Source organism: Nonomuraea solani (genome assembly GCF_900108335.1).
GTDB lineage: Bacteria > Actinomycetota > Actinomycetes > Streptosporangiales > Streptosporangiaceae > Nonomuraea > Nonomuraea solani.
Map to the genome: position 1 here is coordinate 590432 of NZ_FNVT01000001.1, position 23121 is coordinate 613552.

At 71.8% G+C, this 23121-nt stretch carries 15 protein-coding genes; 8 read left to right on the forward strand and 7 right to left on the reverse strand.

Translation table 11 applies throughout. The features are described 5' to 3' along the window. Positions 1-50: 50 nt before the first annotated feature. Positions 51-2957 (forward strand): endo-1,4-beta-xylanase, encoded by a 2907-nt coding sequence (locus C4V41_RS02680; RefSeq protein ID WP_103954089.1) that lies wholly within the window; start codon positions 51-53, stop codon positions 2955-2957. 20 nt (positions 2958-2977) lie between these two features. Further along, positions 2978-4006: a LacI family DNA-binding transcriptional regulator gene (locus C4V41_RS02685; RefSeq protein ID WP_200823703.1), complete on the forward strand. Its 1029-nt coding sequence runs from the start codon at positions 2978-2980 to the stop codon at positions 4004-4006. Here the strand turns inward: C4V41_RS02685 and C4V41_RS02690 are convergent. After that, positions 3990-4523 carry an AAA family ATPase gene (locus tag C4V41_RS02690; protein ID WP_103954090.1) on the reverse strand — a complete coding sequence of 178 codons (534 nt, stop codon included), beginning with the start codon at positions 4521-4523 and terminating at the stop codon, positions 3990-3992. The genes C4V41_RS02685 and C4V41_RS02690 overlap by 17 nt on opposite strands. 142 nt (positions 4524-4665) lie before the next feature. Between C4V41_RS02690 and C4V41_RS61640 the strand changes: the two genes are divergently transcribed. After that, on the forward strand, positions 4666-4827 hold the full coding sequence (locus C4V41_RS61640; RefSeq protein ID WP_160150145.1) for a hypothetical protein: 162 nt from the start codon (positions 4666-4668) through the stop codon (positions 4825-4827). Positions 4828-4842: 15 nt separating this feature from the next. Here the strand turns inward: C4V41_RS61640 and C4V41_RS02695 are convergent, their stop codons facing one another. Together C4V41_RS02695 and C4V41_RS02700 are read right to left on the reverse strand one after the other, a co-directional pair. After that, a complete protein-coding gene (locus tag C4V41_RS02695; RefSeq protein ID WP_200823704.1) occupies positions 4843-5916 on the reverse strand; it encodes a LacI family DNA-binding transcriptional regulator in 1074 nt (357 codons plus the stop codon). A gap of 89 nt (positions 5917-6005) precedes the next feature. Then, positions 6006-6998, reverse strand: coding sequence for a hydroxyacid dehydrogenase (locus tag C4V41_RS02700; RefSeq protein WP_103954091.1), 993 nt, complete (start codon positions 6996-6998; stop codon positions 6006-6008). A gap of 205 nt (positions 6999-7203) precedes the next feature. Between C4V41_RS02700 and C4V41_RS02705 the strand changes: the two genes are divergently transcribed. From C4V41_RS02705 to C4V41_RS02725, 5 genes are read left to right on the forward strand one after another with little or no spacing between them, the layout of a single operon-like run. After that, a complete protein-coding gene (locus C4V41_RS02705) occupies positions 7204-8733 on the forward strand; it encodes a glycoside hydrolase family 43 protein (protein ID WP_327535671.1) in 1530 nt (509 codons plus the stop codon). A gap of 32 nt (positions 8734-8765) precedes the next feature. Further along, on the forward strand, positions 8766-10076 hold the full coding sequence (locus tag C4V41_RS02710; RefSeq protein WP_160150146.1) for an ABC transporter substrate-binding protein: 1311 nt from the start codon (positions 8766-8768) through the stop codon (positions 10074-10076). A gap of 52 nt (positions 10077-10128) precedes the next feature. Next, the gene (locus C4V41_RS02715) at positions 10129-10995 is read left to right on the forward strand and encodes a carbohydrate ABC transporter permease (protein WP_103954093.1); all 867 of its coding nucleotides are present in this window, start codon (positions 10129-10131) and stop codon (positions 10993-10995) included. Beyond that, positions 10992-11846, forward strand: a complete 855-nt coding sequence (locus C4V41_RS02720) for a carbohydrate ABC transporter permease (protein ID WP_103954094.1) — start codon at positions 10992-10994, stop codon at positions 11844-11846. Before C4V41_RS02715 ends, C4V41_RS02720 begins: the two co-directional genes overlap by 4 nt. A gap of 19 nt (positions 11847-11865) precedes the next feature. Further along, positions 11866-12366: a LacI family DNA-binding transcriptional regulator gene (locus C4V41_RS02725; RefSeq protein ID WP_103954095.1), complete on the forward strand. Its 501-nt coding sequence runs from the start codon at positions 11866-11868 to the stop codon at positions 12364-12366. On the opposite strand, the gene C4V41_RS02730 is transcribed toward C4V41_RS02725, so the two are convergent. The 4 genes from C4V41_RS02730 to C4V41_RS02745 all read right to left on the reverse strand — a co-directional run bounded on the left by C4V41_RS02730 (position 12347) and on the right by C4V41_RS02745 (position 22892). Then, a complete protein-coding gene (locus tag C4V41_RS02730) occupies positions 12347-12727 on the reverse strand; it encodes a hypothetical protein (RefSeq protein WP_146103500.1) in 381 nt (126 codons plus the stop codon). The genes C4V41_RS02725 and C4V41_RS02730 overlap by 20 nt on opposite strands. A 43-nt stretch (positions 12728-12770) precedes the next feature. After that, the gene (locus C4V41_RS02735) at positions 12771-17165 is read right to left on the reverse strand and encodes a carbohydrate binding domain-containing protein (RefSeq protein WP_103954097.1); all 4395 of its coding nucleotides are present in this window, start codon (positions 17163-17165) and stop codon (positions 12771-12773) included. Positions 17166-17178: 13 nt separating this feature from the next. After that, positions 17179-18348: an alginate lyase family protein gene (locus C4V41_RS02740; RefSeq protein ID WP_103954098.1), complete on the reverse strand. Its 1170-nt coding sequence runs from the start codon at positions 18346-18348 to the stop codon at positions 17179-17181. Between the two features lie 161 nt (positions 18349-18509). After that, positions 18510-22892, reverse strand: coding sequence for a caspase, EACC1-associated type (locus tag C4V41_RS02745; RefSeq protein ID WP_103954099.1), 4383 nt, complete (start codon positions 22890-22892; stop codon positions 18510-18512). Between the last annotated feature and the right edge of the window lie 229 nt (positions 22893-23121).

A 23121-nucleotide genomic window follows, 5' to 3' on the forward strand; every position in this document is an offset into this window, starting at 1 on the left:
AGTCCGCCTGATATTTATCGGCGTATCCCTGAAAGTTTCAGAGGAGTACCGTGCGCGCCCTTCGGATCCTGCTGACCGCCGTGCTGTTATGCCTCGTGCCGGCGGTCCCCGCGCACGCGGCCGACCTCACATACGACTTCGAGGACGGCACCACGCAGGACTGGGGGCCGCGCGGCGACGGCGTGTCCGTCACGGTGGCGGCGGAGGCCGCCCGTACGGGCACCGGCGGCCTGCTCACCACCGGCCGCACCGCCACCTGGCACGGCGCCTCGATCCCGGCGCCCCTCGTCAGGGGTGTGGGCTACGAGGTGACCGCGTACGCGCGGATGGCAAGCGGGCAGCCGGCCGGCACGATCGCGATGACCGTGCAGCGCACGCCGACCGGCGGGAGCACCACGTACGAGCGGGTCGCGGCGGCCACCGTGACCGACGGCGGCTGGGTGCGGCTGTCGGGCACGTACCTGTTCACCGCCGAGTCCACCGGCGTGCAGCTCTACGTGGAGAGCACCGACGCCACCGGGAGCTACCACCTCGACGACGTCGTCATCCGCCCGCAGGGCGATCCTGCCCACGAGCCGATCACCAGCGACTTCGAGGACGGCACCGCGCAGGACTGGTCGCCCAGGGCGGCCGCCGTCCTCCAGGCGGGTACGACCGCGCACGCGGGCACGGGCGGCCTCACGGTGACCGGTCGGTCGGCCTCCTGGGACGGCCCCGCGCTCAACGTGCTCGGCCGAATGGGCAAGGGCGACAAGTACGCCCTGTCGGTCTGGGTGCGGCTCGGCCCGGACACCCCGGCGGGCCGGCTCGGCCTGTCGATCGAGCGCAGGAGCGGCGGCACTCCGAGCTACGAGCGCATCGTCCCGCCCAAGGAGGTGCCGGCGGGGGAGTGGGTGCAACTCGCGGGGACGTACACGCCGGCCTATGACGTGGAGTTCCTCAGCCTGTACGTCGAGTCCGACACCGGCACCTTCCCCTTCCACCTCGACGACTTCACGATGCGCTGGATCGAGCCCAAGCCCATCCAGACCGACATCCCCCGGGTCAGGGACGCGGTGCCGTTCACCATGGGCTCGGCGTTCACCCGGCCGGACACGCTCGGCGTGCACGGCGAGCTGCTCGCCAGGCACTTCGGCAGCCTCACCCCCGGCAATGAGCTCAAATGGGACGCCACCGAGCCCAGGGAGGGCGAGTTCACCTTCACCGACGGCGACTACCTCGTGGACTTCGCCACCTCGCACGGCATGCAGGTGCGCGGGCACACGCTCGCCTGGCACAGCCAGACGCCCGACTGGGTGTTCGCCGGCGCCACCAAGGAGGTGCTGCTCCAGCGGCTGGAGACGCACGTGCGCACGCTCGTGACCCGGTACAAGGGCAGGATCGCCGCCTGGGACGTGGTCAACGAGGTGGTGGACGAGAACCAGCCCGACGGCCTGCGGCGCTCCCCGTGGTATCAGATCACCGGGCTCGACTTCATCCGCACCGCCTTCCGGGTCGCCCGCGAGGCCGACCCGGACGCCAAGCTGTTCATCAACGACTACAACACCGAGTTCCCGCGCAAACGCGAGGCCCTGTACAGCCTGGTCAAGCGGCTCAAGGACGAAGGCGTGCCGATCGACGGCGTCGGCCACCAACTGCACCTCAACATCGAGCACCCGGCCGCCTCCTCCGTCGAGGCCACCATCGAGCGCTTCGCGACGCTGGAGGTGGACCAGCAGGTCACCGAGCTGGACGTGAGCGTCTACACCGACTTCGTCTCCTCCTACGACACGATCCCGCCCGAACTGCTGATCCAGCAGGGACACCGGTACAAGGAGCTGTTCGACGTCTTCCGCCGGCACGCCGCCGACCTCGGCTCGGTCACCGTGTGGGGCGAGTCCGACGACGTGAGCTGGCTGCGTACGTGGCCGATCGCGCGCCTGAACGCGCCGCTGCTGTTCGACGACGACCTGCAGGCCAAGCCCGCCTACTGGGGTGTGGTGGACCCGGCCAGGCTGGCGCCGCTGGTGCGCAGGCTGGAGGCGCCCGCCGGCACGCCCAAGGTGGACGGCAGGCGCGACCTCGAATGGGACCTGCTGCCCGACGCGCCGATCGCCCGGGTCGGAGACGTGTCGGCCGGCTTCCAGGCCCGCTCGTCCGCCGCCGGCCTCTACGTGCTCGCCGAGGTCACCGACCCGACCGCCGACCAGGCCGACCGGGTGACGTTCACCGTGAACGGCACCGCCCGCAGCCTGGGGCGCGGCGACCGGGGAGTCCAGCGCACCGCCACCGGCTACCGCGCCGAGGCCCTGGTCGGCAAGGGCACGGACGTCGAGGTGACGGTACGCGACCGGGGCACCGCCATCTCCTGGACCGGCAAGGTCACCCCGGTGCCCGCGATCAAGCTCACCTCCGCCGCCCACCGCGCCGCCCCTGCGATCGACGGCGTCGTGGACCGGGCGTGGGGGTCGGCTCCCGAGATCCGCACCGCGACCTGGATCGAGGGCTCGTCCGGCGCGACCGCCAAGGTGCGCTCGCTCTGGAGCGGATCCACCCTGTACGTCCTGGCCCAGGTCGCCGACCCCGTCCTGAGCGAGGAGTCGGCGAACCCGTGGGAGCAGGACTCCGTCGAGATCTTCGTGGACCCCGGCAACGGCAAGACGAAGGGCTACGAGGACGACGACGGGCAGTACCGGGTGAGCTTCTCGGGCAAGGTCACCGTCGGCGGGACGTTCGACGCGGCCGGGGTCAAGGACAAGGTGCGGGCGGCGGCCAAGGTGGTGCCCGGCGGCTACGTGGTCGAGGCGGCGATCACGCTGCCCACCGTCACGCTCGCGGAAGGGGCGCTGCTGGGGTTCGACGCGCAGGTCAACGACGCCGCGGCGGGGGCTCGTACGAGTGCGGTGACCTGGAACGACGCCACCGGCCGCGGCTACCTCGACACCGGTCACTGGGGCGTGCTCCGCCTGGCCGGGTGAGGCGCGACTACCATGTGATCGTGAACGCGAGCCCCCGACCTGTCCGCAAAGGGGCCCTCCCGAGCATCCGCGACGTGGCCGCCGCGGCCGGCGTCTCGCACCAGACCGTCTCGCGCGTGCTGAACGAGTCACCCCGGGTGCGGCCCGCCACCCGCGCCGCGGTCCTGGCCGCGATCGACCGGCTGGGCTTCCGCCCCAACCGGGCCGCGCGGGCCCTCGGCCTCGGCCGGGCCAGCGGCGTCACCGTCGTGACCTCCAACACCATGCTGTACGGGTACGCCGCCACGCTCCAGGGCATCGAGGAGGCCGCCAGGACGGAGGGCGTCGCCCTGAGCATCAGGGTCGTGGAGTCGGCCGAGGTCCGGCAGACGGTCGACTACGTGAGCGACCCGAGCGCGGGCGGCCTGGTGGTCATCGCGTTCGACCCCCTCGGCACCGCGGTGGTGGAGGCGCTGCCGCCGCACATCCCGGGCATCGTGGCCGCCGAACCGGTCGCGCCCGACCTGGGCCGCGTCTCGATCGCCCTCGACGAGCGCCGCGCCGCCGCCGACGCCACCCAGCACCTGCTCGACCTCGGGCACCGCACGGTCCACCACGTGGCCATCCCGTCGGAGGGTCAGGCCGGGGGCCGCCAGGCGGGCTGGCGCGACGCGCTCCGGCAGGCCGGGGCCGAGCTGCCCGAGGTGCTGGGCTGCGGCTGGGACATCGCGTCGGCGTACGAGGCGGGGCAGCGGCTGGCCCGCTCACCCGAGGTCACCGCGATCCTGTGCGGCAACGACGACATCGCGCAGGGGGTGCGGCGGGCGCTCTTCGACGCGGGCAAGGACGTGCCGGGCGACGTCAGCATCGTGGGCTTCGACGACATCCCGGGCTCGGCCTTCTGGACCCCGGCGCTGACCACGGTCCGCATGGACTTCGCGGGGCTGGGCCGGGCCTGCTTCCACGCGGCCCTGGCCGAGCTGGGCGGCCGGGCCCAGCCGGAGATCTCGCTGGTGCCGCCCCGCCTGATCGTCCGCGAGTCCACCGCCCCGCCTAAAGGGCGGCCTTGATCGTGCTCACCCGGTCGTGCGGCGGCCCGGCGGGCACGTGGATGAGGTCGTAGCCGAAGGCGCGGTAGGTCTCCTCGTGCACGCGCTCGAACTCCAGGGAGTCCTCGAAGCTGATCCGGCGGGCGTCGGTCGGCTCGCAGAAGCCCAGGTTGCGGACGAAGAACACGTTCCGCTCGTAGGTGTGCTCGCGGGCGATCCGGTCGATCTCGGCGGACAGGGCCGGGGAGATGGGGTGACCGACGAAGGTGCTGAGGGCGTACGTGCAGACGGGTGAGCGGTCGAAGAACTGCACGTCCGACGTGGCATCGACCGGCTCGGCCGCCCGGCGTCGCTGCAGGGCCACGATCCGGTCGATGAAGGACGGCTCGGTCCACGGCTCGTCCTCGCCGCGGGCGTGCGCGTCCGCGATCACCGCCGTGGCCGCCTCCTCGACCGTCGGGTAGCCGAGGGCGGCCAGGTGGCGCAGGATCGTGGTCTTGCCGGAACCAGGGGTGCCGGTCAGGATGTAACGCTTCATGGAAGGGCCTTTCTGGGCATGGCTCCGCGCCGCCGGAAAAGGGGAGATTTTGCTCGGATAACCCACGAGCGCCGGCACGCGGTCAGAACGCGGCCGTGACCCCAGATTACCGACCCGCCTCCCGGCCGGAAAGACTCACCCCATGCCACCTCTCGCCGCCCTCACCGCCGCCGACCTGCTGCGCTGGAACCGGGCGCTCGGCACCGACGAGCTCGGCACCATCGCCCTCCTGCGGGCCAGTTGGTCCGGGTCCCGGCTCTGGAACTGGGCGTCCTCCCAGGACCCCGCCGAAGTATGGTGGTGACGTGCGGAAACGGGGTTACTTCGTGGTTGTGCGGTTAGGCGGGCGGACCGAGTCGCGGACGACGATGTGCGTGCCGAGGACCACGTGCTGGCGTTCCTTGCGGTTGAGGGCCAGCCGGACCGCCGTCCGGCCCAGCTCCTCCGTCGGGATGTGCACGGTCGTCAGGCCGGGTTCGAGGTCGGCGGCGAACGGGATGTCGTCGTAGCCGGCCAGCGACACGTCGTCCGGCACCCGCAGCCCGGCCTCGCGCAGCGCCGCGAGCACGCCGATGGCCACCATGTCCGTGGCCGCGAACACCGCCGTGAACTCCGCCCCGAGCGCGATCAGCCGGCGGGTGCCCTCGTAGCCGTCCTGGCGGCCGAAGCCGGTGGGGACGATCAGGGCCGGGTCGTGCGGCACGTCGAACGACTCGTGCGCGCGGACGAAACCGCGCACCCGGTCGAGCTTGGTGGTGCTGGCGTCGTCGGGGGAGTCGGCGCCCAGCAGGGCGATCCTGCGGTGGCCCTGCGACAGCAGGTGGCTGGTCATGGCGTAGGCGCCGCCCTCGTTGTCGTATTCGACCACCGTCGTCGGCACGTCGCGGCCCAGCGGCGGGCGGCCGCACAGCACGAGCCGGGAGCCGGCCTTGTCGAGGGCGTGGGCGAAGTGCGTCATGCGCTCGACGTAGGCGTCGTCGAGCGAGCCGCCGCCGACCAGGATGACCGCGTCGGCGCGCTGCTCGCGCATGGCCTCGACCACCGCCAGCTCCCTGGCCGGGTCGCCGTGGGTGGTGCACACCATGCACAGCCGCCCCTCGGCGGTCGCCTGCTGCTCCACGCCCTTGGCCACGTACGCGAAGGACGGGCCGGTGACGTCGTCGAGCACGAACGCCACCATCTTCGTGCTGGCCCCCGACAGCGCGCGGGCGTGCACGTTGAGCACGTAGTCGAGCTCGCGCATCGCGCGCAGCACCCGCGTCCTGGTGGCCTGGGCGACCGGGTAGTCGCCCTTGATCACCCTGGACACCGTGGTGGCCGACACCCCGGCCCGCCTGGCCACGTCGCGGACGGTGACCCGCTCGTCGTCGGCGCTCAGACCTTTGGTGCTCAATTTTCGCGACAAGGCCGGCCCTTCACGGTCTTGGAATCTGACCGAAGTCTATGGCCGTTGACATCGGGCCGGTATCCCGCCGGCACGTCTCAGGCGACCCGGTCGAGATCGTCATCGGTCACCTGGTGGGCGAGGGGGAAACCGGCGGCCAGGCGTTCGAGTTCGTCGAGCACGGTGGCGCCCATCCTGGCCAGCTCGTTGCCCTGCGAGCCCGCGATGTGCGGGGTCAGGAACGCGTTGGGCAGGTCGTACAGCGGGGAGTCGGCGGGCAGCGGCTCCGGCTCGGTCACGTCGAGCACCGCCGACAGCCGCCCGGACCGCAGCTCAGCCTCCAGCGCGCCGGTGTCCACCAGGGAGCCGCGCGCGGTGTTGACCAGCACCGCGCCGTCCGGCATCAGCGCGAGCCGGCGCCGGTCCAGCATGTGCCGGGTCTCGTCGGTGGCCGGGGCGTGCAGACTGACGATGTCGCACGTGCTCAGCAGCTCGTCAAGGCCCACCTGGGCGACGCCTTCGACCCGCGTGTACGGGTCGTACAGGCACAGTTCGAGATCGTGCGGCGCGAGCAGGCCGAGCACCCGGCGGCCGATGCGGGAGGCGCCGACGATGCCGACCCGGCGGCCGTAGTTGCCGACGGCGGGGTGGACCTCGCCGAGCCGGAACCAGCGCCGCCGCCGGTAGTCCTCGCGCAGCGCGAACACGCCCTTGCCGGCCAGCAGGACGGCGGCGACGGTGTACTCCGCCACGGGGACGGCGTTGGCGTCGGCGGCCGAGGAGACGAGCAGCCCGCGCTCCCAGCAAGAGGGCGTGATGATGCCCTTCACCGAGCCGGCCGAGTGCAGCGCGGCCCGCAGCCTGGGCGCGGCGGCCAGCACCGCGTCGTCGAGCGGCGGGCAGCCCCAGCCGGTGATCAGGACGTCCACGCCGGGGAGCACCTCGGCCAGCCGCGGATCGTCGAAGCGCTCCGCGACCAGCGACACGTCGATGTCGGCGATCCCGCGCAGCCGCTCCAGGGCGGGCGCGGGAAAGAGCGTCGCGAGGTGTTCCGCGCGCATGGCGAACAACGCCTTGGGGCGGTGAAGCACGGGGTCTGGCCTCCGTTCGGAGCACGTCTATAGAAACCGGTGTCTACCGTAAGAGCGCATCCGGCTTCAGGTCAATGTGCCAGGACAACGGCGTTATAGGACCGTGAATGTAACGGATATGTAACACGTCCTTGTGGTCGACGGCGCGTCGTCGTAGCGTTCGCAGCGACCGGTTTCTATGACCGGAGGCAGGCAGGTGCCGCCGGTGATCAGTCCTCTGGCAGTGTTCGGGTTCTCCGCGCTGAACAAGGAAGGAACGAAGATGATCCGCAACCCCGTGCTGCCCGGCTTCCACCCCGACCCGTCCATCCTGCGGGTCGGCGACGACTACTACCTGGCCACCTCGACGTTCGAGTGGTATCCCGGCGTCCGCGTCCACCACTCGCGCGACCTGGTCAACTGGCGTTCCCTCGGCGGATTGCTCAACGAGCCGCGGCTGCTCGACCTGTCCGGCGTGCCGGACTCCGGCGGCGTGTGGGCGCCCGACCTGACCTACGCGAACGGGCTGTTCCACCTGGTGTACAGCGTGATGGACAACTACGCCCACGGCTACAAGGACGTCGCCAACTACCTGGTCACCGCGCCCGCCATCGAGGGCCCCTGGTCCGACCCGGTCAGGCTGCCGGGGCGCGGGTTCGACGCCGCGCTCTTCCACGACGACGACGGCACCTCCTACCTGCTCAACATGGTCTTCGACTCCAGGCCAGGGCGCGGGTTCGCCGGGATCGAGCTGCAGCCGCTCGACGGTGGCAAGGCGCGGCTCATCGTGGAGAACCGGAGTGTGAGCGAGGGGCCGCACATCTACCGGGCCGGCGGCTGGTACTACCTGATGCTGGCCGAGGGCGGCACCGGCTACGAGCACCGCGTGAGCGTGCTGCGGTCCCGTTCGCTGGAAGGCCCGTACGAGGACGACCCCGCCGGGCCGATGCTCACCGCCCGTCACGACCCCGGCCTCGACCTGCAGAAGGCCGGGCACGGCTGCCTGGTCCAGACCCAGGACGGCGACTGGTACCTGGCGCACCTGGCCGCCCGCCCGTACACCACCAGGGGCAGGTGTGTCCTGGGCCGGGAGAGCGCGATCCAGCGCGTCGAGTGGCAGGACGGGTGGCCGCGGGTGGCCGGGGGAGTGCCCGCCGTCGAGGTGCCCGCCCCCGCCCTGCCGCCGCACCCGTGGGAACCCGCCGAGGAGGAGTGGAGCACGCTGCGCCGGCCCGCCTCGCCCGGCTGGGTGAGCTTCGACGGCGGCCGGATCACGATCGAGGGCGGCCAGTCCCCGTACGGGCTGCGCGCCCCCAGCCTCGTCGCCCGCCGCGTCACCAGCACCAGGTGCGCGTTCGAGACGACCATCGACTTCGAGCCGGCCACCGTGCACCAATGGGCCGGAATCACCGCCTACTACAACTCCCGCAACTGGTACCACCTCGCCCTCACCCCCGACGGCCTGCTCCTGACCGGCAGCGACCGCGGTGCCAGGACCGTGCATTACAGCGGGGGTGCCGCGACGCGCCTCGGGCTGGAGTTCGACGGCCCGGTGCTGCGGTTCTCCGCCGACGGCGAGACCATCCCCGTCGATTTGGACGCCACGGTCCTGTCCGACGAGAACGCCGACGAGATCATCGACGGCCAGATCCGCTCCTTCGGCTTCACCGGCGCGTTCGCCGGCTTGTGGGTGCAGGACCTGGCGGGCGAGGGGTGCCGGGCCACCTTCCGCGAAACGACGTACCGGGCGCGGTGATGTTCGCGCTCACAACCCCCCGAGGAGAACACATGAGACGCTGGCTCGCCGTCGCGGCGGTGCTGACCCTGACCGCGTGCGGCGGCGACCCCGGCACGTCGTCCCAGCCCATCGGCCAGGGGCAGGCGGGTCCGGTCACGCTGGACTACTGGACCGACAAGCAGGGCTCGGAGGTCGCGGTCGCCGCGTTCAACGCCGCGCACAAGGACGTGCGACTCAAGTACGTCAAAGTGCCCGCCACCGACCTGGTCAAGAACCTGCGCAACGCGCACAAGGCCGGCGACAAGGCCGCGATGCCGTGCCTCGTCCAGACCGACAACCGCAACGGTGGCCAGCTCCTCGCCGAGGGTGTGATCAAGGACATCACCAAGGAGGTCGGCGGGAGCGCGGCCAAGTTCTCCCCGGGCGGGGTCGAGGCGCTGACGCTGGCCGGGATCACCTACGGCGTGCCGGACAAGCGCGACCCGCTGTTCAGCATGTACCACAAGCCGATCTTCGAGAAGCGCAAGCTGAAATATCCCACGACGTGGGAGGAGCTCATCGAGATCGGCAAGAAGGACCTGAAGAAGGACGGCATCGCGGTCTTCAACCTGGCCGGCGAGGACCCCTCGACCCTGATGGGGCTGGCCTGGCAGGCGGGCGCCCGCTGGTACACCGTGCAGGGCGACGCCTGGAAGATCAACTTCACCGACGACGCGTCGAAGTGGTCGGCCGGCATCATGCAGCAGCTCCTCGACGACGACCTGGTCGAGAAGATCTCCTACGCCGAGTACGCCGCCATGATGCAGGAGTACGACCAGGGCAAGATCGCCATGCGCCAGGTCTCCACCTGGCAGCTCGCCGGCCACCAGCGCAACATGAAGGACTCGCTCGGCGACTGGGAGGCCGGCCCCAACCTGCTGGTCAAGGGCCAGAGCGAGCCCGTCTCCGCCGCCGACACCGGCGCGCTGTCGGTGCCGTCGCTGTGCGAGGACACCGCCAAGGCGGCCGAGGCGGCGATCTGGCTGGCGACCGAGAGCACGTCCGTGGCCGCGATGGCCGACCCGGTGGCCGGCTCCGGCTGGTATCCGGCCGTCGCCGACCCGGCGCCCTACCTCGACGCGGTGGTGCCCAAGCAGCTCTGGGGTGAGCACGCCGAGGCCGGCAAGAAGGTGATCGCCGAGTCGGACAACTTCGCCTCCGGCTGGGTGTACGGCCCCAACTCCACCGCCATGTACGAGGAACTGGCCGACAAGTGGGGCAAGGCCATGAACGGCGAGATGAAGGTCGAGGACGTGCTGACCCACATGCAGCGCTGGACGGTCGACGACCTGAAGCGGAAGGGCGTCAAGGTCGTCGAATGAACGCCGTGAGGGGGGCCGGCGCGGCTCCCCTCACCCCTGGTCAAGGAACCTCATGTCTACTCAGCGCAAGGGCGCGGCCTTCTCCGCGCCGTTCTTCGCCGGCTTCGCCTGCCTGTTCGTCCTCCCGCTGCTGTACGCCGTCTACCAGAGCCTGTTCACCATGCGGGCCTCCGGGCTCGGCATCGGGCCCCGGCAGGAGGTGTTCACCGGGTTCGGCAACTTCGCCCGCGGCCTGTCCGACACCACCTTCTGGGCGGCCGTGGCCAGGGTGAGCGTCTTCGCCGTCGCGCAGATCCCGATCATGCTGGCGCTGTCGCTCACGATGGCGCTGCTGCTCGACGCGGTCAGCAGGCGGGTGGCGCATCGGTACCGGCTGGCGTTTTTGGTGCCGTACATGATTCCCGGGATCGTGGCGGCGCTCATGTGGATGTACATCTACAGCCCCCGCCTGGGCCCGCTCATGGATTTGACCGGGATCAACTTCTTCGCCTCCGAGCTGATCTGGGTCTCGATGGGCAACCTGCTCACCTGGGTCGGCGCCGGGTTCAACATGCTCATCGTCTACGGCGCGCTGCAGGCGGTGCCGCGCGAGATCTTCGAGGCCGCCCGCATGGACGGCGCCTCGGAGCTGCGCATCGCGCTGTCCATCAAGATCCCGTACGTGCGGGGCGCGCTCGTGCTGACCGGCATGTTGTCGATCATCCACATGCTGCAGATCTTCAACGAGCCGCTGCTCTTCCGCAACGTGGTGCCCGAGGTCGTCACCAAGGACTTCACGCCGATCATGATGATCTACTACGAGGCCTTCGACAGCAACGACTACAACTACGCCGCCGCGCTGTCGATCATCCTGGCGGTCATCGTCGGCGTCATCTCCATGCTCTTCTACCGCGTCACGAACAGGGCCCAGCGACCATGACAGAAACCGCCATCCGGTCACGCACGTCGCAGGTGCTCACGCTGTTCGGCCTGGGCCTGTTCGCGCTCTACTCGGTCGCGCCCGTCTGGTGGCTGATCGTGTCGGCCACCAAGTCGCAGACCGACATGCTGTACGGCAACGCCCTCTGGTTCGCCGAGTTCAACCTGGGCCGCAACCTGGAACAGGTCTTCACCTACGGCGACGGCGTCTTCCTGCGCTGGGTGCTCAACTCCTTCCTGTACGCGGGCGTCGGCGCCGCCGTGTGCACCCTGATCTCCCTGGCCGCCGGCTACTCGCTGTCCCGCTTCAGCTTCCGCGGCCGGGGAGCCGGCCTGGCCCTGGTGATCGGCTCGTTCCTCATCCCGAGCGCCATGCTGACCATGCCGCTCTACCTGCTGTTCGCCAAGGTCGGCCTGGTCGACACGGTGTGGGCGGTGCTGCTGCCGGCCTTCATCAGCCCGTTCTCGGTCTACCTGTCCAAGGTGTACGTCGACGGCGCCGTACCGCCCGAACTCCTGGAGGCCGCCCGCGTGGACGGGGCCGGTGAGCTGCGGATCTTCTTCCAGATCGTCACCCGCCTCATGACCACGGGCGCCGCCACCGTGTTCCTGCTCGCCTTCGTCAGCAACTGGAACAGCTTCTACCTGCCGCTGACCATGCTGCGCGGCGAGGACAAGTGGCCGCTCAGCCTGGGCCTGTACGCCTGGAACCTGGTGCGCACCGAGGCCGAGACCGACCTGACCGCCCTCGTGCTCACCGGCTCCCTGCTCGCCATCGTCCCGCTCGCCGTCTTCATGGTCGCGATGCGCCGCTACTGGCAGTCGGGCGTCACCCTGGGCAGCCTCAAATGACCTGAGGGGAGCGCTCCCTGTGAACCGGCCGAAGCTGACCGCCATCGCCCGCGAGGCCGGCGTCTCGCCGTCCACCGTGTCCAAGGTGATCAACGGCAGGGCGGACGTCTCGACGCCGACCAGGGTCCGCGTCCTGGACATCCTGCGCCGCCGCGGGTACCGGCGGCGCACTCCGCCCAACCACTGGCTGTTCGACCTGCTCATCGACGACCTGGCCGCACCGTACGCCGGTCAGGTCGTCGAGGGCGCCGAACGGGCCGCCCGGCGGGCGCGGGCCGACGTGGTGGTGTGCACGCCGGGCCCGGGCTGGCTGGGCCGGGTGGCGGCGCGGGGGAGCGCGGGCGTGCTGCTGGCGGGCGTCCGGCTCACGCCGCCGCAGGAGGTCTGGCTGGCCGAGCACCGGCTGCCGGTGGCCACGATCGACCTGTCGCGGCGGCCGCTGGACGAGCTGTGCATGGCCGCGCTGGCTTCTCTCATCGAACGCGCGCCCGCTCTGGAGCTCAGCCTCGGCTGGGAATAGCCCTGCTGGCCTTCCACAGATCCGGCTCCGACGTCAGCGCCGAGCCCGAGGTCAGGATGCCCCGGCCCCGGTAGGCGCGCATGATGCGCACGTGCTCAGGCAGCCGGACGAATCCGCGCAGCGCCTCTTCGTCGCGCCAGACCGACACCGAGCCGATCCGCCGCCGCCCCAGGTCGACCCACAACCACAGCCCGACCGCGCCCTCCAGCGAGGGCCAGTGCCGCGACAGCCGCCACCCGGCCAGCACCGCCCGCGGCAGGCCGGCCAGGCCGTGGAGCTGGAAGTCCGTGCGGCTGACGAGCACCGGCCCGTCACCCCGGGGGTGCGGGCCGGCGATCCAGCGTGACCTCATCTTTCTCATGGCCCGGACTCTAGCAGAAATAAAACCGATCGGTCGTTCTCATTTATTGGACCGGTTCCACCCGCACGTCGTCCACCTGGAACGTCCCCGACGACCCGCGCAGGCCGAAGGTCAGGTCCAGGTTGTCGCCGTCCGAAGGGGTGTACTCCCGCTCGAACCGGGCCCAACCGGCCGTGTCTCCGGCGGGCAGCCAGTTGCGCTGCTCGGCGCCCACCCCGGTCCCGCCCTTGAACGAGCGCACGAAGACGTACGCCCCGACCGTCCGGCCCGGCACGTAGTCCGTCAGCCGGTAGTCGAAGGACACCTTGTAGCGGGTGCCCGGCGTGGCGGCGATCGGGGAGACCCCGGCCTTCCTGCTGTTCACCCACAGGTTGTGTGCGGCGTTGCCGGTGGTGTCCGTGCTGGTCAGGAACAGGCCCTGGGCGCCGTGGTGCGCTCCCTCCGCGCCGATCACCCGCCGGTACGTGGCCGGCGCCGACCCGCCCGCCGCCCAGATGTCCGGCTCGCCGGCCTCGAACCCGTGCCGGAACACCGGAACCAGCAGCGCGTACGCGTCGTACACCCGCTTGACCCGCGCCCCTTCGTCCCCCGTGTCCGCCTCCGCCGCGTCGAGTTCCGCGGTGAACCTCGCGTGGCTCGCGGCGGTGTAGCCGTCCGCCTTCAGCGCCCTGGCCTGGGCCAATGCCGCCTGGACGCCCTCGCCGGTGACCATGACGGCGTCCGAGGCGGCCCCGCCCGCGGCGACCCTGAAGTACAGCGCGCCCGCCAGGACCTGATCGTTGTGGGCCAGGGTGGTCGCCGGGATCTTCGTCCAGCCCGGCGACGTCAGCGGATCGGTGGCCGCCACGGCGGCGTCGGCCGTCCGGTAGACGTCGTAAGCCATGGCGTGTTTCGGCTTGGCCCACAGCACGGTCACCGCGCCGCGCTCGCCGCGTACCGCCGTGGCCGCGACCACGTCCCTTGAGCGCCGCTCGACGCTCACCCCGGCGAACGTGGCGTCCTCGGCGGCCGCCACCCCGGCGTGGATCACGTCCACCATCGGCACCACCAGCGCGCCGACGCTCACCCACGTGCGGCCGTCGGCGGAGGCGTAGCCGGTGACCTGCTGCGAGTCCGCCGCCCTGACCAGCTTGAGATGCCGGAACGCCGGCCCCTTGACCGTGTACGGGCTGCGGGTCACACCGCCCGCGTTGTTGCTGCCCGCCAGGCCGGATCCGGCGTCGGCGCGGGTGTCCAGGCTGCGGGCGCGCAGGGCCAGGTTGCCGTCGGCGTCCGGGCCCAGCCACACGTACCGGCCGACCGGGCCGGTGCCGTCGCGCAGGATGACGCCGCCCGTGCCGTCGCGCAGCTCGGCGCGGACCTCGGCGCCGCCGGCGACGAGTTTGCTCGCCATGAGGTAGGAGTCCTCGGCGAAGCGCCGGTAGATGACGGAGTCGTCGCCCTCGCCGAAGCCCTTGCCGTTCGCGCCGGAGATCGTGATGCCGGTGCCGTCCGTCGTGGTCTTCCCGGCGGTCGCGCCGACGAGGTCGTCGCGCCAGCCGCTCGGCAGACCGGGCGTGTGCGAGGCGGTGACGCGCGCCTCGACCGGGTTGGATCCCTGGATTCGGTAGTGGTAGGTGCCCTCGTCCGGCACCCGGTCGATGTGCGAGGTGCCCGTGACCTCGGCGATCTTCGTGAAAGGGCCGTCCTTGCCGGTGGCGCGGCTCACCGTGTACGACCGCACGCCCGCCGCCCGCCAGCTCAGGCCGACCTCGCGGGTGCCCGGCGTGGCCACCGCCACGTCCACGGCGGCGGCCGGCTCGGCGCCGGTCGGGTCGCCGGGCAGCTTGAGCACCACCGCGCTCTCCGGGCCCAGCCGCACGGAGCTCCTGGTGACCCGCACCGGCTTGCCCGACACCAGGTCGGGCACCTCGCCGCCCCAGTTCCCCGCCGGGAGCGGCACGGTGAACGACTGCTCGTTGCCGAACTCGGCGCGGGTGGTGTTGACGGCCAGGACGTACCGGCCGTAGCGGGCGGTGATCAGATTGGGATAGCCGCTGTACGGATGGTCCTGGGCGTAGTTGTCCCGGTTAACCGGGCCCACGCCCGGCTGGTACGTGACCGGGATCAGCTCGCCGGTCCAGGCCAGCGGTGGCGTGCCCGGCGGGGAGGTCCAGTCGTGGGCCAGGATCTGCTGCACCGAGTTCGGGCCGCGCAGATAGTAGGCCCTGCTGTCCATCCGGGCCTGGGTCGGCAGCTCGGTCAGGTGCTCGTAGCCGCCGGCCTGCACGTGCAGCCGTCCGGAGCCGGTGTAACCGATGTTGCGTTCGTTGAGCGCGGCGTACAGGTGGGTGTCGCCGTCCTTGACGTTGATGAGCAGGTTGTCGATGTCCGCCCAGACGGCGGGCCGCTGGTGGGCCGCCCGGTCCACGCCCAGCGCGGCCAGCTCCGCGCCGGTGTAGCGGGCCGGGTCGGTGTGCGGCAGCAGCACGCCCGTCGCCGGGGCGGCGGTCACGTGGGCGTACTCCTCGCTGAGGCGCAGGTCGTACTTGTGCTTGGAGAGCACGCCGTCGAAGTAGGGGAAGAACTGGTTGTCGGCCAGTTGCTGCTGCATGTAGCCGACGGCCGCCCGGGCGTACGCGCGGTAGGGGTCCCACTTCCTGCCCTGGTAGCGCTCGGGATGGTCGGCCATGTGCCGGGCGAGCCCGGCGAAGGCGAACGCCTGCGGGGTGCCCACCTCCGTCGCATAAGCGGATTTACCGGGATAAGCGCTGTTGCGCCAGTCGACCACCTGCTGCATGGTCATGATCCGGTTCCCGGCCGCGTCGGTGCCCTGGTAGCGGGTCTGGCCCCGGGCGTACACGTTGCGCAGCGACAGCTTGAGTATCTCGTCGTTGAGCCGCTCGTCGCCCTTGTGGCCGAGCGTGCGGTAGAACCAGGACGGCAGGTAGTTGGTGGATTCGCCGTAGTTGCCGACGTAGCCGTTCTCGCGGGTCAGGCCCGCCGCCGTGACGCCGGTGTAGTGCTCGCCGTACGGGACGCGCCGGACGATCCGGCCCTTGCCGTCGACCTTGCTCCTGGCCAGGCCCCTCATCACGACCCGCAGGTAGTCGTCGGTGTACTGGGCCGTCCTGTCGTGGTGGAACAGCGAGTGGTAGAGATCGAGGTCCTGCCCGTCCGGGCCGACCAGCACTTCTTCACCCAGGAACGGTTCCCAGCCGAGCGCCTCGCCGACGATCCTGTTGCCGCGCTCCTTGCCCTCGTAGAACTTCGAGCCGATGACGCGCAGGCCCTCGTGCGCCTTCCACGCGCCCTCGTAGGTGTACATCACCTGGTTGTAGATGTAGGACAACCGGCTTCTGGCGAAGTCGAAGTTGGCCTTGAGCACGCGCTCCCACGCCTCGCCCCGGGTCAGGCCGGGGCCGCCCGCGATGCTGTTGGGGCCGTCCTGGGTGCCGGTCGCGAACGGCTCTTTCAGGAACTTCTCGAACTCCGCGCGGTCGATCAGGTTCTCCACGATGTAGAGCGCCTCGCCGAGCGCGCCGTAGTAGCCGCCCCAGTCGGACTGGTGGCCGCCGTTGCCCAGGCTCTTGACGTCGCCGTAGTACTGCCGGGTGAAGGCGTCGATGGAGGCGTAGATCCGCCGCAGCCCCTTCCGCTTGTCCTGGGTCGGCGACCAGTCCATGAGCAGGGACTCGGCGTAGAAGCGCAGCTCGTCCTGGTAGCGCACGATCGACATGGTCGCCGCCGGGTCGGCGTCCACCCGGGCCTCCAGCGCCTGGACGTCGGCGATCTGCCGGGCCCGGTAGGCGTCGATCTTCGCCTGCTCGCCCGCCCGGCCCAGCGCCGGAGCGACCTGGGTGGACGGCCGGTGACCGCTGCTCTCGCCGGTCACCTCCGGGGTGGTGTGCGTGAAAGCCTGGAAGAAGCGGCGGGAGCTCTCGGTGGACCTGGTGGTCAGCGTGGGGTGATACGTGCGCAGCGCGATCCGCGCCTCGGTCCTGCCCTGGGTGGCCGGCAGCGGCAGCAGCGCGGTGCCGTAGAAGAAGCGGCCCGGCAGCGCGTTGCCCCGGGTGCCGACGTTGATCGGCTCGTGGTCGCCGTTGCCCCGGTAGCTCGCGTACTCACCGTCGACCATGACCACGGTCTTGTACGCCGAGTCGTCGCCGCCCCACATCTTGACCGTCAGGTGGTTCTGCCGGACGGGATCCACTTTCACCGTGAAGGCCAGGTCGCCGAGGTGGTAGCCGGGCGGGTCCAGCGGCCGCGACACCCTGGCCCCGTCCACCACGCCGGTGGACTCGCCGGTGAAGGCGTGCGCCCGCTCGGAGGCCGCGTCGCCGAAGACGATCTCGTCGAGCCGGTCCGAGGCGTGGGCCCGGGCGGCGGCGGGGGCAGGGACGGTTAACAGGGCCGCGGCGAGCGCGACGGCCAGGAGCCCGCGCCATGATCGTTTCATTGTCGCCATTTCGCTAGCGGGTGCAGGTGAGGGTGCCGAAGCCGAGGTGGTCGAAGCCGCCGCTGTTCGGGCCGTAGTGGCCGCCGCCGCCCTCGGGGCGTCCCTTGGCGGCGTACGCGGTGATGCCCGGCACCGACAGCCCGCGCCGGACGGCGTAGTGGTGGTGCAGGACCTCCCAGATCGGCCGGTCGCCGCCGCGCCCGGCGGCGGAGATCGCGGTGTGGGAGCGCGGTGCGCAGTTGGTGCCGGTGCCCCAGTTGTAGGTGGTGAACGGCACGCTCTGGCCGAGGTTGTAGCGGGCGACGTACTCGGCGGCGCGCATGAAGCGGTTGCCGTCGTAGCCGTACAGGTCCTGGCCCTGGTTCCAGGCCATCTCGCAGAAGGAGCCCATGAGGCCGATGCCGAGCAGCGCGTGGCCCTGGTCGCGGCCGCTTTCCTGCCACTGCGCGAGCCCGCCCGCGTGCGAGAACGGCACCGCCTTGGTGATCGCGCCGTTGCCCGCACCGCTCTTGAAGTAGGTGACCGCCTGGCCGAACTTGGCCTGGTCGTCGCAGAAGATCCCGATGGCCAGCACGGAGGCCATGGAGCACAGGTCCCAGTTGGCCCAGTAGTTCGTGATGCAGGCGCCGTTGTGCCTGGTCAGGAAGTCGTTGTTCATCGGGTAGAAGATCCGGAGCAGCATGTTCTTGAACCGGGCGAGGTCGAAGCCCGCGTAGCCGCGCATGATCTCGCCGACGTTGGCGAGCTGGTAGCCGTAGATGCCCGCGGCCAGGAACCGGTCGGCGTTGCCCGCGATCGTGGTGAGCGTGCCCGACCAGGCGTTGAGGATGTCGCGGGCGGTGTCGCCGTGGGCGGTGCTGCCGCTGATCTTCCAGCGCAGCGCGTTCTGGTAGGCGGCGGCGATGTCGCGGTAGAGCTGAGGGTAGTTCTGGCCGGTTCCGCCCCGCACCACGGTCGCCACCGGGCGCGGCGTCCAGCCGCTCTGGGCGAAGGAGTTGCCGGTCAGTTTGTCCCAGCCCGCCTTGTACGGTTGCGCCCCCGCCGCGACCCGATCGGCCATGCGTTTGAAGTCGGCCTGGGTGTGCAGCAGGCCCGGGTGGGCGAAGGCCGCCCTGGTGCCGCCGCCGACCAGGGCGGAGGCTCCGGCGGCAAGGGCCGCTTTCAGCACGGTGCGCCTGAGCATGATCACTCCTCGCTAGAAATCGGTACCAGGACGGTACGGCGGCGCGCTCCGAGGGACAAGGGCGCCCAGCGAGGGGCACGGAGGTGCTTCTTTACCAACTCACGAGGTCAGCCGGGTAGCCGGAACGGCTGCCACGAAAGTTTTCGTAAAGGGACCGGTTTCTACGGGGTGCACGGCGGGGTGTACGGCCGCCCCGGGACGTACCGCGTCCATTCGGCCCGGGTGATCGACGTTCCCGACGTCTCGCAGACGTTCGCGCTCGCCTGCTCCACGTTCAGCCCCCACCACTGCGCGGCGGTGCCGTCGGCGGCGGCCAGGGCGGAGCCGTCGGCGTTGAGCTCCACGTCGTTCAGCGGGGCACGGCCGGTCAGCACCGCCCAGAGCGCCGGTTCGGCGGTGTTGACGACGCTCCACACGCGCACGGTCGTGTCCTGCGACGCGGTGACCAGGGTGCGGCCGTCGGCGCTGAAGGCGAGGCCGGACACGCCCGCGGCGTGGCCGGGCAGCTCGGACACCCGCTTCGGGCGCTCGGGGCGGGCGACGTCCCACAGCCGGGCCGTGCCGTCAGACGCCCCCGCGGCCAGTGTCCTGCCGTCGGGGCTGAACCGCAGGTCGAGCACGCCGCCGAGGTGCGCGGAGAAGCCGGCGAGCGCGCGCGGCCTGGCGGGCTTGGTCACATCCCAGAGGCGTACCGACGAGGTGCCGGAGGCGGTCGCCAGGACGCGGCCGTCCGGGCGGAACACGGCCACGGTCAGCCGCCCGTCCACGGCGCCGGGCGTGGACACCTGTACGGGAGCGGCGGGCTTGGCGACGTTCCACAGCCGGGCCGTGCCGTCCCGTCCCGTCGTCACCACCATCTTGCCGCCGGGAGCGTACGCGGCCGAGCGCACGCCGTCCGTGTGCCCCGTGAGCGTGCCGAGGAGCTTCGGTGTGGCGGGCTTGGCGACGTCCCACAGCTTGGCCGTACGGTCGAGGGAGCCCGTGACCAGGCGGCGGCCGTCCGGGCTGAACGCGGCCGACGTGACCGAGTCGGTGTGTCCCGTCAGGGTCGACTGCGGCGTGGCCACCGCCGGGTCGGAGACGTCCCAGAGCTTGACGGTCTTGTCGGCCGACGCGGTGGCGAGCACGCGGCCGCCCTTGGCGATCGCGACCCCGTTGACCAGGCCGGTGTGCGCGGCGAGCCGGGCGAAGGGGGAGGTGCGGGCGGCGTTGGCGACGTTCCACAGCCGGGCGATGCCGTCGGCCGACGCGGTCACGAGGTTCTGGCCGTTCGGGCTGAACGCCACCCCCGTCACGCCGTCGGGGAAGCCGGCCAGGGTGGCGGTCAGCTCGGGCTCGCGCGGGTTCTCCATGCTCCACAGGCCGACGGTGGCGTCGGCGGAGGCGCTGGCCAGCACGTCGCCGTCGGGGCTGAACGCGACGTCCTCCACGGCGGCGGTGTGCCCGCGGCCGGTGCCGGCGAGCTTGGCCGCGGTGATGTCCCACACCTGCACGGTGCCGGTGGCGGAGGCCGTGGCCAGGTAGCGGCCGTCGGGGGCGAACGAGACGCTCCTGACGCCGCCGTCCGCCGAGGTCAGCACGGCCAGGCTGCGGGGCGTGGCCGGGGTGAGCACGTCGAGGATCGTGATGGTGCCGCCCGCGGAGGTGAGCGCGACCATGCGGCCGTCCGGGCTGAACGCCGCCCTGGTGGGCTCCGCGGTCTGCGTCAGGGAGGAGAGCTGCTTGGGCTTGGCGGTGTCGGCGACGTTCCACAGCCGCATCGACTTGTCGCGCGACGCGGTGGCCAGGACGTCGCCCTTCGGGTTGAACGCCACCGCGTTCACATGGCCCTTGAGACCCTTGAGCGTGGCCAGCGGGCGTGGGCGGGTGGCGTCGGCGACGTTCCACAACCGCGCGGTGCCGTCGGCGGAGCCGGTCGCGAGCACCTTGCCGTTCGCGCTGAACGCCGCCGTCGTCACGCTGCCCGTGTGCCCCTTGACGACGCCCGCGCTCTTGGGGCGCAGCGGGTCGGCGACGTTCCACAATCGTGCGGTGAAGTCGCCCGAGGCGGTGACGGCGACGCGGCCGTCAGGGCGGAAGGCGACCCGTTCGATGGGGGCCACGTGCCCGATCATCCGCGCGCCGACCGGACGGGAGAGCGAGCCGAGCAGCGCGCCGCGGGCCTCCGGGGTGGGCGACAGGCGGTAGGCGCTGAGGGCGAGCTGGGAGCCGAGCGAGGTGTCCCGGGCGGTGCCGGCGGTGGTGGCGAGCTGGCGGGAGAGCGCCTGGTCGCGCTGGGTGGTGGCGTCGGCGGCCAGACGTCCGGACTGCCTGCTCTGGAGCAGGGCCGTGACGCCGCCCGCCGTGGTCGCCAGCAGGAGCAGCGCCAGGGCGGCGATCGAGGCCCGCGTGAGCACCGACCGCCGCCGCCGTCGCCGCCACGACGCCTTGAGGAACTCGCGCTCGATGCCGTCCTCGTCTTGTGCGGCGTTCTGGGCGGTGGGGAGACGGTCGTCGGTGTACAGAAGGGACGCGTTCTGGCCGTCCCGATGCCACAGCTCGGCGTCCTCGGCCAGGCGGTGCCGTACGAGCAGGGCGGCGCGGCCGGTCTCGGCCCAGTTCCCGAGCCGGGGCCAGGCGTGGATGAGCGCCTCGTGGGCCAGCTCGGCCTCGTCTCCGTCGACGGTCACCAGGCGGGCCCGGACGAACTCGGTCAGCACCTGGCCCTCCACGGACGCCGTGCCCGTGCTCAGCTCGGCGACGGGAACCCGCCGCCGCACGCCGCCGGCCCGCTCGTCCACGCGGACCAGCCGGGTCAGCAGCTCGCGCGCCACCGGCTCGGACTCCGCGCCCAGCCGCCGCAGGGTCTCCTCGCCGCTCATCGCCAGGGCGCGCGCCACCCCGCCCGCCGACCGGTAGCCGGCCATGGTGAGCACGCCGCCCGTACGCCGCTGCCAGGTCACGAAGAGGGCGTGCGAGAGCCGGGGCAGCGGGCTGTCAACCCCGTCCAGTGCCCGCGTCTCCTCCAGGACCAGGTCGGCGAGCCCGGCCTCCAGCGTGAGCCCCGCCAGCGCGGCCGGCTCCTCGATCGCCTTGCGCAGCGCGGCCCCGCTCATCGGCGCGACGATCTCGGGCCGCCGCATCGCCTCCACCAGCCCGGGGTAGGCCGCGCACCGGCCGAAGAAGTCGCCGCCCACGGCGACCACCACGGCCGCCGACCGGGACAACTCCGCGAGCGCCTCGGCGAACCGCCGCCGCTCCGCCTCCTCGGCGCAGGCGGTGAACACCTCCTCGAACTGGTCCACGACCACCAGCGACCTCGCGGGCACCCCGCGCCGCGCCGCCGCCGGGTCCGACTCGATGACCGCCCGCAGCCGCTCGGGGTCGTTGCCCGTCAGCGCCGCCAGCTCGGCTGCCAGCCGGGCGACCGGCCGCTCGCCCGGCGTCAGCACGACGCACCGTCCGCGCTCCTCCCGCACGGCGGGGATCAGGCCGGCGCGCAGCAGCGACGTCTTCCCACAGCCGGACGGGCCGGTGAGGATGAGCGGGGCACCGGCCTCGTACGCCTGCGAGCCGATGACCACCGGCGGCCCGATCGTCCTGAACGCCTGCCGGACCCGGGTGGCCAGCGCCCTGGTCACGTTCTCGCGGCCGAAGAACAGCTCGGCGTGCTCGGGACCGTAGGCGGCCAGGCCGCGGTAGGGGCAGTCGAGGTCGCCGGGGGCGGCCGCCGGCGGGCCCGGCCGGGCGCGCGGCCCCGCGTGGGCCGGGTTGACCGCGAGCGGCGGCAGGTCGCCCAGCTCGCCGGCCTGGCGGCGGGGGCGGGGGAAACCGGCGCCGGGCAGTGTGCGGGCCAGGTGGTGGTGGACGTGGTCGAGCGTGAACGCGGGCGGGCCCGCCGGGTCGCCCTCGTTCAGCAACCTGAGCAGCGCGCCGCTGAGCGCCGTGTGGCGGACGCCGGGCAGCGCCCAGGAGTTCTCGTCCTTGCTGGCGGAGGTCAGCACGTACGCGCCGCGCCAGGCTTCCAGGGTCTTGTCCATCGCCTTGGCCGGCACCGGTCGGGCGCCGCCGGTGAAACAGCAGTCGAGGACCACGACGACGAGCTCGGCCCGGGACGAGCCCAAGATCTGGCGCACCAGCCCGTACGGCAGCGCCTGGTAACCGGGCACCCCCTGCCCCAGGTCAACGGTGGCCCGCGTGGCGAGATGCAGGTCCTGGTCGGGCCCGAACACCCCATGCCCGACATAGTGGAACATCAGCACGCTCGTGGCCTCACACGCCGCCCGATCCAGCGCCTCGCCCAGGTTGGCCGGGGTCGCCGGGTCCAGCAGCACGGTCAGGTTCGCCGGGGCCACGCCCGCCCGCTCGACCAGGCACTGGCCGAGATCGTTGACGGTGGCAGGCACGGCGGGGACCTGCGGCAGGCGGGAGGAGGGCCGGTGCGCGCCCGTGCCCGCCACCAGCACGCGTACGCCCTCGGCGGCCAGCAGCAGAGGTGGACCGTTCCACCTGAGAGGCCGCACGAGCCGGGTCTTCTCGAGCGTCGCAGATTCGTCCTCGGTCATCCGGCGCTCCACGGCGTGGGAGGTTGATCGGCCACAGCTGGTCGAGGGCGCCGTGCGCGGCGACAGCCTCAGCTGGTCCGGACGACCCCCCGATCGGCGCGTATCGCAGAGGGGAACGACGGGAGAGCCCGCCTTTCCCGGTTGTTAATGTACGCACGTCTGAGGCGGCCGTCGAGGGTCCTGTCAGGTTCGCGCGGCCGGATGCGGTGGCAAGCCGGTCTCTATGGTG